This window comes from Flavobacterium sp. GNP002 (assembly GCF_054343795.1).
In genome coordinates, this window is record NZ_JBTGUW010000001.1 from 2,252,188 (window position 1) to 2,273,253 (window position 21,066).

Genomic DNA, 21,066 nt, shown 5'->3' on the forward strand with positions numbered 1-21,066 from the left:
TATAAGGACTTTATTTGGAGTTTTGCAAGCAATTTTATTATAAATTTGTCTTTTTTTAACAATAAATCTTAACGCCTTAATTTATAAGGTTTTATTCCATGAGAAAAATTATATTATTAGGCTATATGGGTTGTGGGAAGTCGACTATTGCCAAAACGCTATCAAGAATCATCAGAATGCCGTTTGTAGATTTGGATGAATATATAGAAGAAAAAGTAAATTTGTCCATAAATGCTATTTTTGAAAAGCACGGAGAAATTTATTTTAGAAAGTTAGAGCACGAAGTTTTTATCGAATTATTGAATTCGCCGGAGCAATTAATTATAGGTTTGGGCGGAGGTACTCCTTGTTATGCAAATAATCATGAGTTGTTAAAAGGCGATAATGTAGTATCTGTTTATCTTAAAGCTTCAATAGATACTTTATTCAACAGATTGAGTCATAATAAAAGTAAGCGCCCTCTTATTGCCGATAAAAGTGACGAAGAGATGAAAGAGTTTATTGCAAAACATCTCTTCGACAGAAGTTTTTATTACAATCAAGCACAATATAAGGTGATTGTTGATGATAAGTCAATCGATCAGACTGTACTTGATATCGTTGCTATTTTAGCTTAGATAAGCATAATTATCATCGTTTTCATCAAAAACCACTTGAACGTGTTCTAATAAAGATGTTGAAAGTGAGATGCCTTTAAAATCAGCTTTTACAGGGTATTTTTTGTGATTTCGGTCCACAAGTACTGCAGTTTTAAACTTTTTCAAAGGAACGTCTATAAAATGCCTTACTGCATAGATTAATGTGGTACCTGAATTTAGTACATCATCAACAAGAACTAATCCTTTATTTGCATACTGTTCTTTTGATAAGGAGGTATGGATTGGTAATTCGGGATTTTGCTTATTAATTTGTACTTCACAAAGTGAAACTTTAAGAGGAGAAATGGTTTCTAAGGTTACAGCTATTTTTTTTGCAAATGTAAAACCGTTAGTAGCAATTCCTGCAATTACAATTTCTTCTTCATCTACAAATGTTTCATAGATTTGGTATGCAATTCTTTTTATTTTATGCTCGATTTCTTGATTTGTTAAGATGATATTTTTGCTCATTGTTTTAGTTTGTTATTTAACGGTTTGATGTTTAAAATTGAAAGAATCATTTTGGTAACTTAAAAAAGTAAAACTGTAGTTTTACTCATCATCTTCATCGGTGATTATTTCATTCCCAAATTCATCGATATCTCTTCTATCTTTTTTGGTAGGCCTTCCTGTGCCATTTTTACGGTAATGTTCTTTGGATAATTTCAGTAGTTCTAAATGTTGGTAGGCTTCTGCCGGAGTATCATTTCGTCTATAGGTATCGACTAATTTAGCTCCAACACGGTTCTCCGGTACATCCAGAACGGTGATGATTTGGGTAATTTGGTCTTTCCGGAACGTAATTTTGTCAGTAGGAAAAACCTCTTTTGATGGCTTGGCAACAAGACCATTTACAGTCACATGATTCTTTTTACAGGCTTCAGTAACCATATTTCTGGTTTTGTAATACCGCATGCACCATAAATATTTATCTATTCTCATAAATTTTCTAAAATCGGAGTTAAATAGTTTACAAAAATCAATCAATATTGTATCTTGCGCACTTAAAAATTTAGCTATAATGAACAAATTTAAGTATTATTTTATTCTATTAATTACAACAGTCTCTTTATTTTCATGTTCAAAGGATGATGCTGCTGAAATTGAACCACCTAGAGATTATGCAGAACAATTAGCTACTGATTTAACTGATATTGAAGAATATTTAAAAACCTATTCTATAACTGTTCTTAATCATCCTGGTTTTGCAGATGATCAAGATGTTACTTTTACAAAAATTCCAACAGGTGGAACTACACCGTCTATTTATTCGTATTTGAATAGCACCACTTTTCCTAAACTTTTGATCAAAGAGGTGAAACTTCATGATATAACATATAAGTTGTATTATTTAGTGTTAAGAGAGGGAGTAGGAGAGCGACCGTCAAATGTAGATGGAGTTTTGTCTGCATATAAAGGCGATTATTTATCTCGTCAAAAAGTTGCTGAAGTAGAAACTTTTACAGCAACTCAATTTGAAGAAGTTAGGAATCCACAACAATTCTTAAGTTTATTTAGTACTGTAACTGGATGGGGTGAAACTTTCCCTGAGTTTAAATCAGGAACATATGTCTCTAATACTGACGGTACGGTTTCTTATAATGATTTTGGAGCAGGAGTGATGTTTCTTCCTTCAGGGTTAGGTTATTATACAGGAAGCGCCAGTATTCCAGCTTATGCACCTTTAGTTTTTAGTTTTAAATTATTCGCAATAAGCAGACTTGATTCTGATGGAGATGGAATTATGAATTTTCAAGAAGATATCAACGGTGATAATTACATGAGAGTTTTGGCTACAGGTGTTGTTAATCCTGATGATACAGATGGAGATGGTATACCTAACTTTTTAGACACTGATGATGATGCAGATGGAATTAGTACAAAAACAGAAATTACAGGTGCTAATGGAGTTTTAATTCCTTTTGCTGATATACCGAGTTGTGATGGAAATACTATTGATCCAGCCAGAATAAAAAGACATTTGGTAAAGTGTAATTAAAAAATACGATTCAAAAAAAATCCAGTTCAATTGAACTGGATTTTTTTTGGTGTAAAAGGAAAAGATTATTTTCTTTTCATTACTCTTTCTACAGCTTCAACAATCGCTTGATTGTTCAATTTGTATTTTTCCATTAATTGTTCTGGTGTTCCAGATTCTCCAAAGCTGTCATTAACCGCTACAAACTCTTGTGGAGCAGGACTGTTTAATGATAATACTCTGGAAACGCTTTCGCCAAGACCACCAAGAATATTATGCTCTTCAGCAGTAACGATACATTTTGTTTTTGCCAATGATTTCAAAATCGCTTCTTCATCTAATGGTTTTATGGTGTGAATATTGATTACTTCAGCAGAAATACCTTTAGCTTCTAATGCTTCAGCAGCAATTAGCGCTTCCCAAACTAAATGTCCAGTAGCAATAATTGTTACATCAGAACCTTCGCTTAAAACAATCGCTTTTCCTATTACGAAAGGCTCATCAGCTGGCATGAAATTAGGAACAACCGGACGGCCAAAACGCAAGTAAGCAGGACCATGGTGATCTGCTAATGCTAGAGTAGCCGCTTTAGTTTGATTGTAATCACAAGTATTGATTACAGTCATTCCCGGTAACATTTTCATTAATCCAATATCTTCCAATATTTGGTGTGTTGCACCATCTTCACCTAATGTTAATCCAGCGTGTGAAGCACAAATTTTTACGTTTTTCTCAGAATAAGCAACTGATTGACGAATTTGGTCATACACTCTTCCTGTAGAAAAGTTAGCGAAAGTTCCTGTAAAAGGAATTTTACCACCAACTGTTAAACCAGCTGCAATTCCAATCATATTTGCTTCAGCTATTCCAATTTGGAAAAAACGCTCCGGGTGATTTTTCTTGAAATCGTCAAATTTTAGAGAACCAATTAAATCCGCACAAAGTGCAACCACATTTTCATTATTTTGACCTAATTCAGTCATTCCCGCTCCAAAACCCGAACGAGTATCTTTACTTCCTGTATTTGTATATTTTTTCATTTTCTTAATTTCTTAATTTAATATCTTTCTTATTTAAAGATAAAAGAACATTAACTTCTTTATTTTGAATCAATTCGTTTTTGGTCTTAATCTTGTTGAAATAATCGATTTCAACAATAGCAGGCAAATAATTTTCAGGGAAATCTATTTTCTGACAATAAATAAAATGACCAAAAAAAGGTTTCATTATCAGTGAAAACACTGGAATTACAGATTTGATAGCTTTTATATTAGAACTTTGAATTATTTTTCTCTTTTTGCTATTCTTGAATTTTAAAACGGTAAAATTAGTGGTTAAACTATCTATTGGTGTTTTTGTTACTTCAATCACATTGTATTTGTCGTAACAAGGAACCTTATTTTCTGTTTCAATAGAAGAATTTAAATATTCAAATTTTACTGCGTTTTTTATATTTGCTACTGAATAGCTATGTCTTACTTTGTTCTTCAAATCAAAAACACTACCCGTAATTTCGTTAGTAAAACCACCCCCAAAAAAATAATAGCTCTCATTTTTAGAATTTATCATAAAAATTGAGGTTTCACCTGAATTGTCTTGGTATTCAATAAATCTATCGAATGTAAATGATTGACAAAATACATTTTGACAAAAAAGGATTACTACTATTAAAATACTTTTTTTCATCTTCTAATTTAGATTTTTAGCAGTATTCTACTAATCACTAATTACTGAGCTCTGAACACTTTCTAGTAGTCGCTTTCGGCTTCAGTATAGTTTTGACCTAAAGCAATTTCAAGTTGCGTATCATTTGGCGCTTTACCATGCCAAGCATGACTGTACATCATAAAATCTACACCATTACCCATTTCAGTATGTAGCAACACACAAACTGGTTTTCCTTTTCCAGTTCTTGATTTTGCATCATTCATCCCGGCAATAATAGCTTCAATGTCATTTCCTTTTTCAATTTCTAAAACATCCCAATCAAAAGCTTCAAATTTAGCACGGATGCTTCCCATTGCCAAAACTTCGTCAGTTGTTCCGTCAATTTGTTTTCCGTTTAAATCGATTGTAGCGATAAGATTGTCCACTTTTTTTGCAGAAGCATACATAATTGCTTCCCAGTTTTGACCTTCTTGTAACTCACCATCTCCGTGAAGCGTGTAAATAATATGATTGTCACCATTTAATTTTTTAGCTTGAGCAGCACCAATTCCTACTGATAATCCTTGTCCAAGAGAACCTGACGCAATTCTTACTCCAGGTAAGCCATCATGAGTAGTTGGGTGACCTTGTAATCTTGAATTGATCAAACGGAAAGTTGCTAATTCCGATACTGGGAAATAACCGCTTCTCGCAAGAACGCTGTAAAAAACAGGAGAAATATGTCCGTTTGAAAGGAAGAAAAGATCTTCTCCAATACCGTCCATATCAAAACCTTCTTTGCGTTCCATTATGTTTTGGTATAAGGTTACCAGAAATTCAGTACAACCTAGAGAACCACCTGGGTGACCTGAATTGACAGCGTGTACCATTCGAAGAATATCTCTTCTGACTTGGATCGTTAAATCGTTTAATTGTTGTGTGTTAGGCTTCATTTTGTGTGTAAAAGTTAAACTGTTGCAAATGTAATTTTTATTTAGGGTTACCGCAAAAGTTTTTAGGAATATTTAATGTAAGATTCCATTAGAATTTTAGTTGAATAAAATTACCGACATAAGTTTGCATAATTCACAAAAAAGCCCGCATTTAGCGGGCTTTTTTGTGAATGGAGAAATACAGAATAATTGTAAATTCTCCAATTACAATTGTAATTAAGTGTTCGTAATTGCATTAGCTCTGTGCGCTTGATTATTGATTGCAGCTAAAGCAATTCCGGTTAATACAGCATCTGTTTTTTTCTCCTCATCAAGACTCATTGCTAATAGATTTGCTGCTTTGTCTTCTCCTAAAGTTTTAGCAAAAGCATGCAGGGTTCCATAAGTTGCAATTTCATAATGTTTTACCTTTTGATCTGCTGCAATAATTCCGGCATCTCGAACTACGCCAATATCAGTTTGTCTTATCAAGCTGTTGGTTTCTTTTAATATGCCTCCCATTGCTTCGCATTTTTTGGCAGTAGCTTCAACACCAGTTGCTTCAAATATTTTTTCCAACCGTGAAACGTGTTCTTGCGTCTCATTCAATTGGTTTTTTAAAGAGTTAACTAATTCTGGTGATGATGCGTTTTTCATCATTTTTGGCAATGTTTTAGTTAACACTTTCTCTGCCCAATAAATATCTTTCAATCCAACTTCAAATAAATCTCTCAATCCATGCGCTGCATTTGCTTGTACAGCTCCTTTACTATTTTCGTTTTTACTCATTTCAGTTCTCATAACAGTAGTTTTTAAGGTTAATTTTTTATGAGGAATTCTAAACGTGATATTCTCTCAAACAAACTCATTACTTAATTTTTAAGTAAGGTAAAATTAAACATATTAAAATGTAATAAACTGTTAATTAACTAATTGTAAATACGAAATGTATGATTTTTAAAGAAATTAAACTTCTTTTTTTTGAATCTCTGCTAGATTTTTTTTAAGATGTTTGAGATTGATGGTAATTCACATCCAGCCAAGAACCGCCGTTATAGCATTCAATTCCGTGTGCCGTTAGAAATACTTGTGCCTGTCCACTTCTATTTCCCGATGCGCAACATAGAATTAGTGGAGCTCTAAGTTCTTGTATCTCCTGCATTCTATGTGGAATCTCATTCAAAGGAATATTTATTGAGCCAGCAACGTGACCGCCCATGAACTCATCATAAGAGCGAACATCAACTATAGTTCCCAGTTTTTCTTTAATTATTTTTGCTACTTCCATTTTGTTATATTTAAGATTATTACTCTATTAAAGCATAAAGCTGTTTGGCTCTATCTAAATTTACGGATTTATTCAAAGGAATTTCTAAAAAATATTCCAGTTGCCATTTTTGTGTTTTTTGTGCTTGTTTGCTGATTGTAAAATCCCAAGGTGGATACACTCGTATTCCTCGTTTTCCTTCTTTTAAGTTGGTACTGATAATCCCTTGCTGACTAAGCACGGATTTTGGAAATATAAATTGACCAAATTGATTGTCACTTTTAGTATTTATAATAAAAAAATCAATTTCGTCTGAAACAGCATAAGGTTCGATTGGCCCTTTTTCACTTCTCTTCCAAAAAGTCACAAATTGCCCAATTTTAGTAGGGGTAATTTTCGCCACACGAAAGAGTATTTTAACGGTGTTAAGGTCAAATTTACAGGCGCTATATTCGGTGCTTTCTTTTTCTATTTCAAGATTTCGGAGTTCAAAACCACATTGGTCAAATACAAGCTCTTTAGTCTCAAGTAGGTTTTCAGGAATCATTATTAATGTTGTTTTTTTGGCTTTTTAATTTGAAATACTAGTTTTCTATAGTCTGTAAGTCAGTATCAGGTATGATTTTTTCTTTTTCTTCCTCATCGATTAATTCATAAAGTAAAGGTTCAATTTCAGAATAATCTTTAATGACTTTTACAGTAATTATAGCTAGCGGTATACCAATTAGTGAAGCAATAATACTTGCAATTGTACTTGTAGTCAACTCTTCAATTGTCTCCGCCTTCAAGGAGTATCTAAAAACGAATTGCCCTAAAAATGAAGAAATAATCCATAAAGCCCACCACCATCCAATGGAGTGGGTAGTTAGATTTTTAGTATAATTTTCATCCTTTTTGGATAGTAAACGTTGTGTTTCCTGATACAGCTCTTTCATGATTTGGTTGGGTCTATAAAGCGATATGATTGGTACAAACCAGCAGCCGGCGGCCCAACCTTCGGTAAATGATAAAGTTTCTGCTTTTAGATTAAGATTGTAATAAGCCCTCCTGAACCATTGTATAAAAGTAATGCCCGAAATTACATATACGGTCAGATAAATCATGGCTATAATTTTTTGTCTCAAATCATTATCTGTGGCTGATTCAGTTGTGATTTGTCCGCCATTTGCCACTGTTTGCAATAAGTCATATTGTAAATAATCAGAAAGGAGTGAAATTATTTCGACTGTAAGCACAATCCATATTAGCATAATAGCAATTTTTGCTCTTTGTCCGTTGGGTCTTAAATTTTCCATTTTTAATTTCTTATTTTTTTGTCAATTTGAATGCTCCACCACCTTGCTTTAAAATCATTTGTTTTTCATTGGGCTTAAATTCTAGTTTTATTCCAGCGGCTAAAAACTCAAATTTATCTTTTTCAGTAGCTTCAAGCGGAAAAGCTGATTGTCCAGTTGCTGTGCAAAAAGTTTTAAATTATCTTTTGTAATCGTAATCTTCATGGGAAACCCAGCATCTGAGTATTCACCTAAATAAGGATCTAAGTCTTCGGTTTTGAGTTCGATCTTTTTAAAAGTAGGAATTACGAACGGCTTGTTGAAGTAAATGCTTAAAGCAGCGATAATGATGTTATTATTGTCGTATGTTTTTCCGTTTGAAGTTAATGCAACGGCTATTTTGTCCTCTGGGAAATAATACAATACGGATCTAAATTCATCAATTCCTCCAGTATGACCAAATCCTTTTTTATCATAAAACGGAATTTGGAAAATCCCCATCCCATAGTTGTCTTGTAAAGTGATCATTTGTTTTAAACTACTGTTGTTGATTATTTTGTTTGCGAATATCCAGTTCCAAATAACAAACTGAAAAGCATTGTAATTAAATTCTTTTTGTATCGTAATTGTTTCAATTATATAGTTTTATAAAATCCTATGAAATCCCAGTTCATTTTGAAAAGGTGAAAAGAATAGGATTCTAGCAATTTTCAAGTAAATATATACGATTAAACTGATATAAAATTATTTTTTAAATTGCTTTTCTTTTTAAAACTGCATCCATTGAAAAGGTACCGCTTCCTAATAAAAACAGCGCAAAATAGCACAGTAAATACATTAACGCAGATTCCATAGTTCCCAGATCATCATTGATATGAACAATAAACACAGCAACCGCCATTGTAATAATAAGCGGAATCAATGCTAGTCTGGTCCATAAACCTATTACAATTAGTAGGGAGCATAAAACTTCGGCAAAAACGGTCAAAGTCAATGATGCCGGAACACCAATGCCTATTGGGTCACCAAATTCCATTGTGCCATTCAATAACTTCATTAGTTTTGGTATACCATGACTTAGCATCAATAAACCAAGTGTTAATCGTAAAATAAGCGAAGCCCAATCTGTTGCATTTGCAGACCAAGAAGACGGAGAGAACAGTTTTTGAATCATAATTTCAAGTTTTTAGTATAGTGTTCTTACAAATATAAGATTTTTTAACAAGAATTATACTGTATTAAATAACTTATTTTAAGGATGGCTCGAATTTGTTACTGTATTTTATTCTCTCGTTCTAAAGTAAATTTTTTCAATGCTGATTACAGTCAAAATTCCAAGAATATAGGCAAGTAAATCCATCCAAGCAAATGAATTTCCAAGAACAACTTTAGCAACTTTGTAATGCTGTAATCCAAGTTTTTCAACCATATTAAAATATTGTGCGATTTCGATAGCAAATGAAAAGAGCAACACAAGACAAGCAGCAACCCAAACGGATACGTTTACAAAGGATTTTACAAAACAATAGAGTAGAATAACCACTAAAAAATCTCCAAAATACGGTCGTATAAAGTTATCATGAAGATACAAAGCGATAGCAGTTTCTATGAGAAAAAGTAAAATTGTAAGTATAAAATAGTTGCGATTGAATTGAAACATTTTGGTTGTTTAATTATTTAGGATTTTACTTTTTACAGCATTCGTTTTTGTTCTTCACTGATTTGTATTGTTTTTTCAAGCCTTGATATTCTGGTTTTTTCCTGTTTTGCAGTCATTATCCAATGTATCACTACCTTTTTGTAAGAAGGCGCTTGTGCATTAAAAAAGTCCCATGCTACTGGGTTCATTCTAAATTGACTTTCATAATTTGAATCAAGAATAGCGGGTTCTTTTTCGTGAGAATAAATTCGGGATTTGCTTACTGTGCGTAAATCAAATGCTTTTTGTCCTTCTTGAGTCAGTAGCCCGGCTTTACTGAGTTCCTCCATTTTCTGAATGTTGATGGCACTCCAAATACTGCTGCTTCTTCGTGGTGTAAAACGAATGCTGTAACTTTCAGCATCAATTGATTTTCGCACACCGTCAATCCATCCAAAACATAGCGCCTGATCCACGGATTGCGACCAAGTCATGGATAGTTTATCGCTACTCACTTTATAGAAACCTACGAGTAGTTCCATTTCCTTTTTGTGGTGCTTTTCTAACCATGCTCTAAATTCGGCTTGTGTTGCAAAAAAGGTTGCTGCCATTGCAAAATTAAGTTTGTTAAATAACGCAGAAAAATACAAAAAAAATAGGATAATAAATCAGATTACCCTTTTTAACACAAACGTTAGCGCAGTTTTGCAAACTATACTAACAATTCTAGCATACCATCGCGGTCGGGATTAAAGTATACGAAAAAACCTCATTCATCCAAAAAAAACTAAAGGAGAAATGAGGCTTTTTAGAACAAAGTCATTCAAGATTTAAAATAAATGGGGCAAACTAAATTAATTCCCTCTATAGGTAGCATATCCATAGTTGGAAAGCGTTATGGGAACATGATAATGATTGGTATCCTTAATTTGGAAAACAACTTCTATAAAAGGATAAAAACTCTCGGTCTTTTTACTTTTAAAATAGTCAGCTATCAGGAATCGCAGTTTGTAAATTCCATTTTTTGCGTCTTTATAATTCATAAAATCGGTGACACGTCCATTCTTATCAGTTGTTTTTTTATCAACAAAAGACCATATTTTAGTGGTTTCATCGAATTTTTCCAATATAACCGGCACGCCACTTGCAGGAGCTCCGCTTGTTATATCTAAGATATGGCTGGACAATTGGTAGGTATTGTTCTGAGAATAGGATGCAGTTGTTACAGCAGTAAAAAGTAGGCTTAAAAGTAAATGTTTCATTTTTATTTGTTTTTTATATTAATGAGTTGTGATTTGTGCGTCAATAATTGCACCTGATTTAGCGATTAAATCATCATTTTCAGGACTGCCACCTCCAGCGATGCCAATACCACCAATAAGTTTCCCCTTGTAATAAAGCGGATAACCACCAGCTAATAGCAAGAGTTCCGGCAGCGAGGCTAAATTTTGAGTGTCTGGATTTAATCTGGCATTTCTCGATAAAAGTAGAGTGGGCGTTTTAGTGGACAATGCGGTGTAGGCTTTTCTTCTTGCTGCCTCCGTATTGTGTGGGCCGACTTCTTCGCCACGAGTGATAATGATAATTTGCCCCGATGCATCTAATACTGCAACGGTTACATTTTTTCCTAATGCAGTGGCGGTTGAGCGTGCTTGTTCTGTTATTTGAAATGCAGTTTTAAGTGTCAATTGAACGGATTGTTTGATGTAATTTTGTTCTTTTTTTGCATTAGAATTAATGAGAACTATACTTTTTTGAGTACTTATTTGTGCCAATGAAAAAAGCGGAATAAACAGTGTTAACAGATAAGAGTTGACTTTCATGATTAATTTTTCACAAAATTAAAAATGATCGAGGGCAAAAAGTTTGTCCTATGTCAACGTTTTTAGAGTTTAGATTTTATTCTGCTTAAGGTCGAAGGAGAAATTCCTAAGTAAGAAGCTGCCATTTTATTAGAAACGCGTAATAAAAAATGAGGTTGATGGTTAATAATCCATTTGACTTTCTCCAAAGCGTCAAAGCCTTGAAAACCGTAAATGCGTTTTTGGGCTGTTATAAAACCCAGCTCTAGAATCTCTCTGTATATCATTGCAAATTCTGGCATTGTTGCTACAAGATGATAAAAATCAGTTCTGGAAATTACTAATAAATCAGATTTTTCTATTGTTTGTAGGTATTCAAAAGTGGGTTGCTGATCAATAAAACTTGGTAGTGCTGTTCCAAAATTACCTTCAAAGGCAAAAAACCGGGAAGTTTCTGTTCCTTCTTTATTGATTGTAAAAAGTCTGATACAACCTTTGTTTATAAAATAATACTGCTGACATATTTCTTCATAACGCACTAAAATTTCATTCCGTTTTGTTCGTACAGGTTTAAAATAGGAACAAATCAAATTAATTTCCTCGTCATTAATTTGTATTCTGCTATTGATATACTTTTTTAGCAATTCGTACATCTTATCTTAATTTAGGCGGTTTTTTTGAAAGTAAATGTACGAACAATTAATTTTGGTAAGTTAATTTAACGAAATCGATTTAAGCCTGCCAATCAGGTAATATAAAATCTTCCAATTACAAAACCATTTTCCCATTAAGCCAATTGCTCAAATTGTTTTTAGCGTGTGTTGGTGGCGGTTTTTTATTGTATTGCTTTAATAAATTTTTTCATTTCGTCCATTTTACCCACTGTAATCCTTGTCCATTTACCTTGTTCTTCATATATTCTTCCACCTTCAATATTATTGTTTTCTAATTGTTTGAAATAGTCCTTGTTGTATTTTGCAAGCGAAAAATAGATGAAATTTGTATTAGAAGAAATGCACTCACAATTTAATTTTTTGAGTTCGCTGATAGTATATTGTCTTACATTTTCATTTAGCAAGTAGCAATTTGAAACAAATTTGTCATCTTTCAACGAAGCTATAGCAGCAAGTTTTGATAATACACTAACGCTATTATTTGTATTGGATTGCAAATTTGCCAAATTATCAATTATTGTTTTGTTTGCAATTGCATACCCAATCCGTGCTCCAGCCAAACCATACATTTTGGAAAATGTTTTGGCGATAATAATATTTTTGTGGTCATTTACCATATTGCTAAGGGATTGCTGTTTAGTAAAGTCCAAATATGCCTCATCAATCAATACAATTGTATTTTGTGAAATCTTGGTTACAAATTCTACCAATGCTTCTCTTTCACAAATTGTTCCTGTTGGGTTGTTTGGATTACAGATATAAACAAGTTTTGTATCTTGGTTTACAGCTGCCAACATAGCTTGCAAATTAATTTTCTTGTCGGTTGTAAGCGGTACTTTATTTTTAGTTAAACCTAAATTATCTAATGTAACTGTCCAATAATCATAGCTTGGGTCTGCGATTACATAATTTGCGTTGCCAGTCACCTTCGGTTCGTGTCCTTTGTGTAGTGATACAAATTTTGCAACCAAATCTAAAATTTCAGTTGAACCAGCACCTAACAATATGTTTTCGTCTTTAACACTATTTCGTAATGCAAGGTCAGAAATCAGTTGTGTCGCAACATCCCAATTGTATCGGTTACTAATATTGGCATTGTCTAAAAATGCTTTCCTTGCTAATGGAGACGGACCGTAGGGGTTTTCATTTGAACGTAAAAAAATTAAGTTAGCATCATTTTCAAAACTATTAATTAAATTTTCTGATACAGGAGGAGACGCAAATGAATTGAAGTGTGTAAGTCCAATACCAGCTACTCCAATTCCAATTTTTTTCAGCCAAAGTCTTCGGTTCGTTTCCATACTGTCTTTTTCTTTAACAAGTCTTTAAAAAAAATAGTTTGTTACAACCGCGGAGTGTTAAAATTGCTTCCAACGTTCGTTTCGCCACTTTGAGATGGCTCGAAATTAGCAACCGCTCAGTTTTAGGATTTATGAAAACTTGATGAGAAACGATAATTCCAGTAAATTCCAGCTAGCTCAAAATGGCTGTTATGTACAGATTTTATTCTGCACAATGCAGATATTCTTTTAACGCAAAATTCCATGACTTTTGACTATCAAATTTTTCATTAAGTCCATTGCCTTCTTTTCCTGTGAAAGCTTGAATTCCATGTTGAATAATGTATTTTGGAAAATATAAGGGAAATCCAATTTTGTTGATTGCCTGACAAACTTCATTTAAACTATCTGAACCTTGCTCAAGCTCTTTATTAAGACTTTCAAATAAAGAATTTCTTTCACTTTCGTCAAGATTCATAATTATACTTTGTTGCAAAACTAATAAAGCCTGATGCGCACTTTTATCTATTACTCTGTAAGTATCAAATTTTCCATAAACACCAGCTATTGCGAATAATCTAACAGCATTTTTATAGTCTTTTAATTTTATACATTCTCTCATTCCATTTAAAATATCAGCAGGATTGTTTTCGTTGGTAACTTGCGATAAATCGACACATACTAATGGTTTTGGAGATTCTAAATTTCCGTTAGCTTCAATAGAAATAGTTTTTTGCGCAATAATTTGGCTAGTTCCAAATAAAAATAGTATAATAATAAAAAGGTTTTTCATGATTATAAGGGGTTAAATTTGCACACAATGTTTCCTTGCTAGAGCTCGTGGCGGCTTATGGAAAGTTTTTTTGCTTAACCACTGAGCGAAGTTATGAACAAGAAATGCACAATTTACCGAAAAACTAGCCATGAGTTTTAGCAAGTGTTAGCAGAAGGCATTTATTTTATTTCCAATGTTATATTACCATTTTTGGTGTTTTTGGCATTGTCTGGAACTGGTTGCCAATTTTCGCCATTTATTACAAACTTAAATTCGTTGTATTTTTCTTTTAGGTCTGCTTTTGGTATAATAAATTGATAAAAATCATTCACAATGCTAGTCATTTTGTAACTTAAATTTTTAGGATTCCAATCATTAAAACTACCTGCTATTGTAATGTATTCAATTTCTTTTTTTTCAACATTTTCAGGTATTTTAAACATAAATACAATATTGTCTTTGTCAAATTTATAACCGTATTGAATTAGTTTAATTCCTTTTTTTATTTCTGCAACATTATCAAATTTAAAATTCTTAATAAACTTAATATCACTTTTAGAGACATAACCTGACTTAATCAAAAATTCTCTTGCTTTTTCATCTGAACTAACATCCATTTCAATGATGTCCTTAATTGCTTGTTTTTTGTCTGTTGTATTGTCGTAGTATGCCTTGCAGATTTTATATCCCATAAAGTAGCCTAAATCCTTTATTTGTGTGCCATTCAGATTTCTTCCTTTTATGCCATATAACCAATCAAAAAAAATACCTTTTTCATTTGAGACAATAAATTTTTTAAACTCTTTCCATACTGCTTTTTCATTTTTATAGCCAAAGTCAATATAGCCATTAGGATACATTTCTCTCAAACTCTTTTGATTTATCACTTCTGCAATAAAATCGCAAGCACCCTCATTTAAACAATGCGCTAAAAGTGCGTTATAAGATTGTTTTTGAAGTGTATGGACATATTCGTGAAGTACAATACTCACTGCCCAATCTGGTTTATCATTTGCCAGTACTTCACAACCAATAAATAGATTTGGACCTTCTTGTTCTGGCCTTCCTCCAAACATGCCTAAACCTATTACAAAATAAACGTTTCCATCTTTAAATTCAGGATATTGTTCTTTGAAGTATTTAAACTTTGGTTCTAATATTTTCATTTGAGAATTAAGATTTTCAAAATAAGGTCTAATTCTAAAAAGTTTTTCCTTTTCATTAAACATAAATTCAACCCAATGTTTTGCAGTGGCTATTTTGCCTCCTTCAACAGAGTGGTTTTTTGTATATTTTACACCCAAACTACCGTTATCTAAATATGTTTTTTGTACAATGTCAATTTGTTTTTCTTTGTTAGTTGTGGTTTGTACACTATCAAATGCTTGATAAAAGTTTTCGATGTCTTTTGTATGAAAAACTGTTTGTGCTCTAATTGTTGTTGCACAAAGAAAAGTCAAGGAGTAAATTAAATATTTTATTTTCATTGTGTTTCAGGTATTTTTTTATATGCTTACTCCTAATGTTCCCGCGCTAAAGGCAGTTTGGAACTAAATTAGGCCCATTATTCGGATTTGCCAAATCTTCCAAATACAAAATCAACTTCAAATTAAGCCAAATACCCAAATTGCTTGTAGTGGCTGTTGTGTGTAGAGCTTTGTGCAATCAATTTGTTTTCGTATAAATATCAACGCTTATTGATTTTCCATTTTTTATTTCGAAATCTTTTATTGTTCCTTCGTTTTTGAAATCAAGTTTAGACATTGCATTTTTACAATTTAAATTTTCAGTTTCAACAAATCCTTCAATTCGATTTAGTTTAAGGTTTTTAAATCCGTAGTCAGAGATTAAAGGTAAAACTTCTTTCATAATTCCATTACCCCAAAAATCTGGAAGTAGCCAAAGTCCAATTTCTGCTTTGTTTTCTTTGTCGTTAATATCATTTAGTCCGCCTGCTCCGTAAAAAGTTTTATTATCAAGAGAGCAAATTGCCCACCATATTTGTTTCTTATCTGCAAACCAAATCATTTGTTCTTTTGTTTTTTCCAAACTATCGAAACTAATTCCATAATATTGAATAACATTAGGATTTGAAAGTCCATTGAAGATATTTTCAAGGTCTAAACCCGTAATTTCTCGTAACAAGATTCGGTCAGTTTTTATGATTGGAAATGCGCTTTTCATTGCTTAATGTTTTATTTGTTCGGTTTTTCCGCTTACACAAAACTAGTATATAGGCGCCACAAAGTAGCGCTTATACCTCTCATTTTGGGTGGATAGTCGCTACTGAGTACCGTATTACTCTCAAATATACACTTTATTTATTATCGTACAAATCATCAAAAGGACTTTTAATTTGTTTAATACTTTTTTGAATTACATGAGACTAATTTAGTTGTTATTACGACTTGTTTTGCTTGAGGGATTGCTTCACTTTTTGATATTTTTCATAGGAGCACAGTGAACTTCGTTTGCACTGGAAATCCTTTTATGAAGCGCAGCGGAATAAAAGATTACTTCACAATGTTTTTAATTTTTAGCGGAGTTCAGTGAACTTCGTTTATAACGTATAGCCCCAGCTCAGTAATGGAAATGAAAGTGTGGGCACGCCCAAAACCAGATGCTAAAGGATACGTGTGTTTTTGAATGCTATATTTGTCTCATTTTTTCCTTAAAAAGCTGGTGTATTTTAGTTATTATCCTAATAGCTTTTGAGACACTTTTTTACTTTATGGGATGAAAAACATTTTTTTGATGTAGATTTCAAATTAACCTATCTTTGCCAGCCGAACAATCGGGTGAAATACGTTACTATGAAGTTTGATTTATTAAAAAAAGATCCGCAGTCGAAAGCCAGAGCGGGAAGTATTACTACTGATCACGGTGTGATTGAAACTCCAATTTTTATGCCTGTAGGAACCGTAGGTTCTGTAAAAGGGGTACATCAACGCGAATTGAAAGACGATATCAACCCAGATATTATCTTGGGAAATACCTACCATTTATACTTGCGTCCACAAACCGAAATCCTGGAGAAAGCCGGTGGTTTGCATAAATTCATGAACTGGGACCGTAATATTTTGACGGATTCTGGTGGCTACCAAGTGTATTCACTTTCGGCCAATAGAAAAATTAAGGAAGAAGGAGTGAAGTTCAAATCGCATATTGACGGTTCGTACCACTTTTTTACGCCAGAGAATGTGATGGAAATTCAACGTACCATTGGTGCTGATATTATCATGGCTTTTGATGAGTGTACGCCATATCCTTGTGATTACAACTACGCGAAACGCTCCATGAAAATGACCCACCGTTGGTTAGACCGTTGCATCAATCATTTAGATACGCAGCCTTTTAAATACGGGTACGAACAAACGTTTTTTCCAATTGTTCAAGGGAGTTGTTATAAAGATTTACGCCAACAATCAGCAGAATATATTGCAAATTCAAACCAACAAGGAAATGCGATTGGTGGACTTTCAGTAGGGGAACCTGCGGAGGAAATGTATGCCATGACCGAAGTGGTTTGTGAAATTTTACCGGAAGACAAACCGCGTTACCTGATGGGAGTGGGAACTCCAATAAACATTTTGGAAAATATTGCCCTTGGAATCGACATGTTTGACTGTGTGATGCCTACGCGTAACGCCAGAAACGGAATGTTATTTACTGCAAATGGTACTATAAATATCAAAAACAAAAAGTGGGAAGATGATTTTTCGCCAATTGACGAAATGGCAATCACTTACGTGGACACTGAATACACGAAAGCGTATTTGCGCCACCTTTTTGCTGCCAATGAATACTTGGGGAAACAAATTGCTACTATACACAATCTTGGTTTTTATATGTGGTTGGTTCGTGAAGCCAGAAAACATATCTTAGCTGGCGATTTCAGACCTTGGAAAGAAATGATGGTGAAAAATATGAGCCAACGTTTATAAAATAATTATGAATTATAAATTATGAGTTAGCTTGTAGTTCATAATTCATAACTCATAACTCATAATTTAAAACATGTTAACAATAATAGACAAATACATCCTGAAAAGATATTTAGCCACATTTGCGGTGATGCTGTTGTTGTTTATCCCTATAGGAATTGTTGTTGACGTATCCGAGAAGATCAATAAAATGCTGGAGAATAAAATCCCGTTTTTAGAGATTGCACTGTACTATTACAACTTTACTATTTATTTTGCAAATTCTCTTTTTCCAATATTTTTGTTTTTATCGGTGATTTGGTTTACGTCAAAACTGGCAAATGATACGGAGATTATCGCTATTTTAAGTTCGGGAATTTCATTCACGCGCTTTTTAAGACCTTATATAATTGGTGCTTCCATTGTTTCTGTTTTTGTATTGCTGATGGGTTTCTTTGTGGTTCCTGCAGCCAGTGAAGGATTCAATAATTTTAGGTATACATACTTGAAAGGTGGCGGAAAAGAGGCGATGCGTGGTGATGATACTGACGTTTACAGACAAATTAGTGATAATGAGTTTATCTATGTAAACAGTTTCAATACAGAGTCTAAAACTGCTTTTAATTTTTCGCTTGAAAAATTTAAAAACGAAAAATTAGTCCATAAAATAACGGCTTCCAGAATAAAATGGAACCCGAAGGACAGCACCTATACCATGTATGATTATACTAAAAGAACGGTGGGTGAACTGAATGATAAAATTGAAAAAGTACCTCAAAAAGAGGCTGTTTTCACCTTTGATTTAGAGGATTTAACGCCTGTGGTTTACATTGCGGAAACCTTGAGTCTAGGGAAATTAAATGCTTTTATTGCAAAAGAACGTGAGCGAGGTTCGTCTAATATCAATGTTTATTTAGTTGTATTGTATAAAAAATATAGTGTTCCGGTATCGGCATTTATTCTTACTATTATTGCCGTTGCGGTTTCTTCGATGAAGCGAAGAGGCGGAATGGGAACTAATTTAGCGATAGGAATTGCTTTGGCTTTTGCCTTTGTATTTTTTGATAAGATCTTTGGTGTATTGGCCGAAAAATCCAGTATTCCTCCCATGTTAGCCGTTTGGTTGCCTAATATTGCTTTTGGAATTTTAGCCATTTATTTGTTACGAAATGCAAAACGATAAATTAAAAAGTTACTTAAACCTTCATTTGATTGTTTTTATATGGGGTTTTACGGCTATTTTAGGAGCTTTAATCACCATTACCGCCGATGCTCTAGTTTGGTATCGCATGTTTTTTGCAGGGCTGTTTTTAGCTTTATTTATTGCATTCAAAAAGATATCATTTAAAATCCCTTTAAAATCCTTATTCAAATTGATTTTTGTGGGATTGCTGATTGCCTTGCATTGGATCTTTTTCTTCAAAGCCATCCATGTTTCTAATGTGTCCATTACACTATCCTTTTTTTCGCTTGGAGCGTTTTTTGCTTCAATATTAGAGCCTGTTTTTTATGGTCGAAAAGTATTGTGGTACGAAGTGTTTTTTGGTCTTATTATTATTGCTGGTTTAGCATTGATTATGAAAGTCGAAATTAACTATTTGGATGGAATGCTATACGCCTTGGCATCAATAATATTAGGTGTTTTGTTTACGCTAATGAACGGAAAATTGATTGAAAGACACGAACCTTCCGTAATTGCTTTTTACGAATTTCTGGCAGGTGTTTTCTTTATTACGATTTACTTTTTATTCCAGCAAAAATTCACTGCTGATTTCTTTATATTGACAGCTAATAATTGGGTTTTAATTCTGGTTTTAGCATCAATTTGTACTGCGTATGCCTTTACAGCTTCGGTAAAAGTGATGCGAAAACTGACACCGTATACCGTAATGCTGACTACAAATTTAGAACCGGTTTACGGGATTATTTTGGCCTATTTTATCCTTGGCGGAAAAGAGAAAATGAGCTTTGAGTTTTACATCGGGGCACTAATAATTGTAATCACCGTAATCCTAAATGGGGTTATAAAACACTATCAAAAGGACAAACAAGAATAACTTTCTCAAGGTTTTGAGAAGCAAACTTTTACACATAAATATAAAATTTACCTTTTTGAACGATTTAAAATTTTATATTTGCGGTTCCAAATAAAAACAAAAACGCAAAAATCCTATGGAATATTTAGATTTTGAGCTTCCAATAAAAGAACTAGAAGAACAGTTAGACAAATGTCTTATTATTGGTCAAGAATCGGATGTTGATGTAACGAATACTTGCAAACAAATCAACAAAAAGTTAGAAGAGACTAAAAGGCATATTTATAAAAACTTGACTGCTTGGCAACGTGTCCAACTATCTCGTCACCCTAATAGACCTTATGTGCTAGAGCATATTACTAATCTTACTAAAGGTACATTTCTTGAACTTTTTGGAGATAGATCATTTAAGGATGATAAAGCCATGATTGGTGGTTTAGGACAAATTAATGGACAATCATTCATGTTTGTCGGCCAACAAAAAGGGATCAATACTAAAATGCGTCAGTTTCGTAATTTTGGGATGGCAAACCCTGAAGGTTATAGAAAAGCGTTGCGCTTGATGAAAATGGCTGAAAAATTTGGTATTCCAGTGGTCACTCTTATTGACACTCCGGGAGCTTATCCAGGATTAGAAGCAGAGGAACGTGGACAAGGTGAAGCTATTGCCAGAAACATATTTGAAATGATTCGTTTAAAAGTGCCTATTATCACAGTAATTGTTGGTGAAGGAGCTTCTGGAGGAGCATTAGGAATAGGAGTTGGTGATAAAGTTTACATGATGGAAAACACTTGGTATTCTGTTATTTCACCAGAATCGTGTTCTTCTATTTTATGGAAAAGCTGGGAGTACAAAGAACAAGCTGCCGAAGCATTAAAATTGACTTCTGCAGACATGAAAAAACAAAAATTAGTGGATGATATCATTCCGGAACCTTTAGGTGGAGCACACTATGATAAAGAGACTACTTTCAAAACGGTAGAGCAATATATCATGAAAGGTTTTAATGAATTGAAAGACTTATCAACAGAAGAATTAATAGCCCAAAGAATGGACAAATACAGTAAAATGGGCGAGTATAAAGAGTAAAATCTTACAAATTTATCTTTAATCCGTCTCGTGCTAAAAACCTAGAACGAGACGGATTTTTTTTGGGTTATAAACAAAAAATAGTTACTTATGAACAATTATTTGTAACAA

The 21,066-nt window shown here is 33.2% G+C and carries 26 protein-coding genes; 6 read left to right on the forward strand and 20 right to left on the reverse strand.

Annotation, left to right across the window (positions count from 1 at the left end; genetic code table 11):
- Window positions 1–98: 98 nt before the first annotated feature.
- Window positions 99–617, forward strand: a complete 519-nt coding sequence (locus ACXX80_RS09885; protein WP_458553054.1) for a shikimate kinase — start codon at window positions 99–101, stop codon at window positions 615–617.
- Here ACXX80_RS09885 and ACXX80_RS09890 read toward each other — a convergent pair.
- Window positions 609–1,109, reverse strand: coding sequence for a phosphoribosyltransferase family protein (locus ACXX80_RS09890; protein ID WP_315211662.1), 501 nt, complete (start codon window positions 1,107–1,109; stop codon window positions 609–611). The two genes, ACXX80_RS09885 and ACXX80_RS09890, sit on opposite strands and share 9 nt — an antisense overlap.
- An 81-nt stretch (window positions 1,110–1,190) precedes the next feature.
- A complete protein-coding gene (locus ACXX80_RS09895) occupies window positions 1,191–1,580 on the reverse strand; it encodes an RNA-binding S4 domain-containing protein (protein WP_458553055.1) in 390 nt (129 codons plus the stop codon).
- A 79-nt stretch (window positions 1,581–1,659) separates the two neighbouring features.
- On the opposite strand from ACXX80_RS09895, the gene bamM reads away from it, so the two are divergent.
- Entirely contained in the window at window positions 1,660–2,637 is a 978-nt protein-coding gene (bamM, locus tag ACXX80_RS09900) for a BamM family beta-barrel-assembly machinery protein (protein ID WP_458553056.1), read from the forward strand.
- A gap of 65 nt (window positions 2,638–2,702) precedes the next feature.
- Here bamM and ACXX80_RS09905 read toward each other — a convergent pair whose 3' ends face one another.
- From ACXX80_RS09905 to ACXX80_RS09990, 18 genes are all read right to left on the reverse strand, one after another.
- Window positions 2,703–3,656, reverse strand: coding sequence for a transketolase family protein (locus tag ACXX80_RS09905; protein ID WP_458553057.1), 954 nt, complete (start codon window positions 3,654–3,656; stop codon window positions 2,703–2,705).
- A 4-nt stretch (window positions 3,657–3,660) separates the two neighbouring features.
- Entirely contained in the window at window positions 3,661–4,302 is a 642-nt protein-coding gene (locus tag ACXX80_RS09910) for a hypothetical protein (RefSeq protein ID WP_458553058.1), read from the reverse strand.
- Window positions 4,303–4,364: 62 nt separating this feature from the next.
- On the reverse strand, window positions 4,365–5,216 hold the full coding sequence (locus ACXX80_RS09915; protein ID WP_282733502.1) for a transketolase: 852 nt from the start codon (window positions 5,214–5,216) through the stop codon (window positions 4,365–4,367).
- 216 nt (window positions 5,217–5,432) lie between these two features.
- A complete protein-coding gene (locus tag ACXX80_RS09920; protein ID WP_458553059.1) occupies window positions 5,433–5,996 on the reverse strand; it encodes a YciE/YciF ferroxidase family protein in 564 nt (187 codons plus the stop codon).
- A gap of 202 nt (window positions 5,997–6,198) precedes the next feature.
- Window positions 6,199–6,483 carry a rhodanese-like domain-containing protein gene (locus ACXX80_RS09925; protein ID WP_458553060.1) on the reverse strand — a complete coding sequence of 95 codons (285 nt, stop codon included), beginning with the start codon at window positions 6,481–6,483 and terminating at the stop codon, window positions 6,199–6,201.
- 19 nt (window positions 6,484–6,502) lie between these two features.
- Entirely contained in the window at window positions 6,503–7,009 is a 507-nt protein-coding gene (locus ACXX80_RS09930; RefSeq protein WP_458553061.1) for a MepB family protein, read from the reverse strand.
- A 37-nt stretch (window positions 7,010–7,046) separates the two neighbouring features.
- On the reverse strand, window positions 7,047–7,757 hold the full coding sequence (locus ACXX80_RS09935; protein WP_458553062.1) for a DUF4328 domain-containing protein: 711 nt from the start codon (window positions 7,755–7,757) through the stop codon (window positions 7,047–7,049).
- A gap of 99 nt (window positions 7,758–7,856) precedes the next feature.
- Window positions 7,857–8,264 carry a hypothetical protein gene (locus ACXX80_RS09940; RefSeq protein WP_458553063.1) on the reverse strand — a complete coding sequence of 136 codons (408 nt, stop codon included), beginning with the start codon at window positions 8,262–8,264 and terminating at the stop codon, window positions 7,857–7,859.
- Window positions 8,265–8,487: 223 nt separating this feature from the next.
- Window positions 8,488–8,910 carry a DoxX family protein gene (locus ACXX80_RS09945; protein ID WP_417992015.1) on the reverse strand — a complete coding sequence of 141 codons (423 nt, stop codon included), beginning with the start codon at window positions 8,908–8,910 and terminating at the stop codon, window positions 8,488–8,490.
- A gap of 108 nt (window positions 8,911–9,018) precedes the next feature.
- Window positions 9,019–9,396, reverse strand: a complete 378-nt coding sequence (locus tag ACXX80_RS09950; RefSeq protein ID WP_458553064.1) for a ribosomal maturation YjgA family protein — start codon at window positions 9,394–9,396, stop codon at window positions 9,019–9,021.
- Between the two features lie 32 nt (window positions 9,397–9,428).
- A complete protein-coding gene (locus tag ACXX80_RS09955) occupies window positions 9,429–9,986 on the reverse strand; it encodes a YdeI/OmpD-associated family protein (protein ID WP_458553065.1) in 558 nt (185 codons plus the stop codon).
- A gap of 243 nt (window positions 9,987–10,229) precedes the next feature.
- A complete protein-coding gene (uraH, locus tag ACXX80_RS09960) occupies window positions 10,230–10,637 on the reverse strand; it encodes a hydroxyisourate hydrolase (protein WP_458553066.1) in 408 nt (135 codons plus the stop codon).
- A gap of 18 nt (window positions 10,638–10,655) precedes the next feature.
- Window positions 10,656–11,198 carry a heme-binding protein gene (locus ACXX80_RS09965; protein WP_458553067.1) on the reverse strand — a complete coding sequence of 181 codons (543 nt, stop codon included), beginning with the start codon at window positions 11,196–11,198 and terminating at the stop codon, window positions 10,656–10,658.
- Between the two features lie 62 nt (window positions 11,199–11,260).
- Window positions 11,261–11,830 (reverse strand): Crp/Fnr family transcriptional regulator, encoded by a 570-nt coding sequence (locus ACXX80_RS09970; protein ID WP_458553068.1) that lies wholly within the window; start codon window positions 11,828–11,830, stop codon window positions 11,261–11,263.
- Window positions 11,831–12,012: 182 nt separating this feature from the next.
- Window positions 12,013–13,152 (reverse strand): pyridoxal phosphate-dependent aminotransferase, encoded by a 1,140-nt coding sequence (locus tag ACXX80_RS09975; RefSeq protein WP_458553069.1) that lies wholly within the window; start codon window positions 13,150–13,152, stop codon window positions 12,013–12,015.
- A 202-nt stretch (window positions 13,153–13,354) separates the two neighbouring features.
- Window positions 13,355–13,924: a hypothetical protein gene (locus ACXX80_RS09980; protein ID WP_458553070.1), complete on the reverse strand. Its 570-nt coding sequence runs from the start codon at window positions 13,922–13,924 to the stop codon at window positions 13,355–13,357.
- Window positions 13,925–14,085: 161 nt separating this feature from the next.
- On the reverse strand, window positions 14,086–15,210 hold the full coding sequence (locus tag ACXX80_RS09985; protein ID WP_458553071.1) for a hypothetical protein: 1,125 nt from the start codon (window positions 15,208–15,210) through the stop codon (window positions 14,086–14,088).
- 361 nt (window positions 15,211–15,571) lie between these two features.
- Complete coding sequence (locus ACXX80_RS09990) at window positions 15,572–16,090, reverse strand: GNAT family N-acetyltransferase (protein ID WP_458553072.1); 519 nt, start codon at window positions 16,088–16,090, stop codon at window positions 15,572–15,574.
- A gap of 629 nt (window positions 16,091–16,719) precedes the next feature.
- Here ACXX80_RS09990 and tgt point away from each other — a divergent pair.
- The 4 genes from tgt (at window position 16,720) to ACXX80_RS10010 (ending at window position 20,955) form a co-directional block, all read left to right on the forward strand.
- Entirely contained in the window at window positions 16,720–17,850 is a 1,131-nt protein-coding gene (gene tgt, locus ACXX80_RS09995; RefSeq protein WP_458553073.1) for a tRNA guanosine(34) transglycosylase Tgt, read from the forward strand.
- Window positions 17,851–17,923: 73 nt separating this feature from the next.
- Window positions 17,924–19,012, forward strand: coding sequence for an LptF/LptG family permease (locus tag ACXX80_RS10000; protein WP_458553074.1), 1,089 nt, complete (start codon window positions 17,924–17,926; stop codon window positions 19,010–19,012).
- Complete coding sequence (locus tag ACXX80_RS10005) at window positions 18,999–19,886, forward strand: DMT family transporter (protein WP_458553075.1); 888 nt, start codon at window positions 18,999–19,001, stop codon at window positions 19,884–19,886. Before ACXX80_RS10000 ends, ACXX80_RS10005 begins: the two co-directional genes overlap by 14 nt.
- 115 nt (window positions 19,887–20,001) lie before the next feature.
- Window positions 20,002–20,955 (forward strand): acetyl-CoA carboxylase carboxyltransferase subunit alpha, encoded by a 954-nt coding sequence (locus ACXX80_RS10010; RefSeq protein WP_315211696.1) that lies wholly within the window; start codon window positions 20,002–20,004, stop codon window positions 20,953–20,955.
- Window positions 20,956–21,066: the final 111 nt, after the last annotated feature.

Excerpts from the sequence above, each read along its gene's own strand:
- ACXX80_RS09965 (WP_458553067.1), bottom strand. The coding sequence starts at position 11,198 with ATGAAAGTCAACTCTTATCTGTTAACACTGTTTATTCCGCTTTTTTCA.
- ACXX80_RS09905 (WP_458553057.1), bottom strand. The coding sequence starts at position 3,656 with ATGAAAAAATATACAAATACAGGAAGTAAAGATACTCGTTCGGGTTTT.
- ACXX80_RS09940 (WP_458553063.1), bottom strand. The coding sequence starts at position 8,264 with ATGATCACTTTACAAGACAACTATGGGATGGGGATTTTCCAAATTCCG.
- ACXX80_RS09945 (WP_417992015.1), bottom strand. The coding sequence starts at position 8,910 with ATGATTCAAAAACTGTTCTCTCCGTCTTCTTGGTCTGCAAATGCAACA.
- ACXX80_RS09975 (WP_458553069.1), bottom strand. The coding sequence starts at position 13,152 with ATGGAAACGAACCGAAGACTTTGGCTGAAAAAAATTGGAATTGGAGTA.
- ACXX80_RS09955 (WP_458553065.1), bottom strand. The coding sequence starts at position 9,986 with ATGGCAGCAACCTTTTTTGCAACACAAGCCGAATTTAGAGCATGGTTA.
- tgt (WP_458553073.1), top strand. The coding sequence starts at position 16,720 with ATGAAGTTTGATTTATTAAAAAAAGATCCGCAGTCGAAAGCCAGAGCG.
- ACXX80_RS10010 (WP_315211696.1), top strand. The coding sequence starts at position 20,002 with ATGGAATATTTAGATTTTGAGCTTCCAATAAAAGAACTAGAAGAACAG.
- ACXX80_RS10005 (WP_458553075.1), top strand. The coding sequence starts at position 18,999 with ATGCAAAACGATAAATTAAAAAGTTACTTAAACCTTCATTTGATTGTT.
- ACXX80_RS09935 (WP_458553062.1), bottom strand. The coding sequence starts at position 7,757 with ATGGAAAATTTAAGACCCAACGGACAAAGAGCAAAAATTGCTATTATG.
- ACXX80_RS09890 (WP_315211662.1), bottom strand. The coding sequence starts at position 1,109 with ATGAGCAAAAATATCATCTTAACAAATCAAGAAATCGAGCATAAAATA.
- ACXX80_RS09885 (WP_458553054.1), top strand. The coding sequence starts at position 99 with ATGAGAAAAATTATATTATTAGGCTATATGGGTTGTGGGAAGTCGACT.
- ACXX80_RS09930 (WP_458553061.1), bottom strand. The coding sequence starts at position 7,009 with ATGATTCCTGAAAACCTACTTGAGACTAAAGAGCTTGTATTTGACCAA.
- uraH (WP_458553066.1), bottom strand. The coding sequence starts at position 10,637 with ATGAAACATTTACTTTTAAGCCTACTTTTTACTGCTGTAACAACTGCA.
- ACXX80_RS09970 (WP_458553068.1), bottom strand. The coding sequence starts at position 11,830 with ATGTACGAATTGCTAAAAAAGTATATCAATAGCAGAATACAAATTAAT.
- ACXX80_RS09915 (WP_282733502.1), bottom strand. The coding sequence starts at position 5,216 with ATGAAGCCTAACACACAACAATTAAACGATTTAACGATCCAAGTCAGA.
- ACXX80_RS09980 (WP_458553070.1), bottom strand. The coding sequence starts at position 13,924 with ATGAAAAACCTTTTTATTATTATACTATTTTTATTTGGAACTAGCCAA.
- ACXX80_RS09950 (WP_458553064.1), bottom strand. The coding sequence starts at position 9,396 with ATGTTTCAATTCAATCGCAACTATTTTATACTTACAATTTTACTTTTT.
- bamM (WP_458553056.1), top strand. The coding sequence starts at position 1,660 with ATGAACAAATTTAAGTATTATTTTATTCTATTAATTACAACAGTCTCT.
- ACXX80_RS09910 (WP_458553058.1), bottom strand. The coding sequence starts at position 4,302 with ATGAAAAAAAGTATTTTAATAGTAGTAATCCTTTTTTGTCAAAATGTA.
- ACXX80_RS09990 (WP_458553072.1), bottom strand. The coding sequence starts at position 16,090 with ATGAAAAGCGCATTTCCAATCATAAAAACTGACCGAATCTTGTTACGA.
- ACXX80_RS09925 (WP_458553060.1), bottom strand. The coding sequence starts at position 6,483 with ATGGAAGTAGCAAAAATAATTAAAGAAAAACTGGGAACTATAGTTGAT.
- ACXX80_RS09895 (WP_458553055.1), bottom strand. The coding sequence starts at position 1,580 with ATGAGAATAGATAAATATTTATGGTGCATGCGGTATTACAAAACCAGA.
- ACXX80_RS10000 (WP_458553074.1), top strand. The coding sequence starts at position 17,924 with ATGTTAACAATAATAGACAAATACATCCTGAAAAGATATTTAGCCACA.
- ACXX80_RS09920 (WP_458553059.1), bottom strand. The coding sequence starts at position 5,996 with ATGAGAACTGAAATGAGTAAAAACGAAAATAGTAAAGGAGCTGTACAA.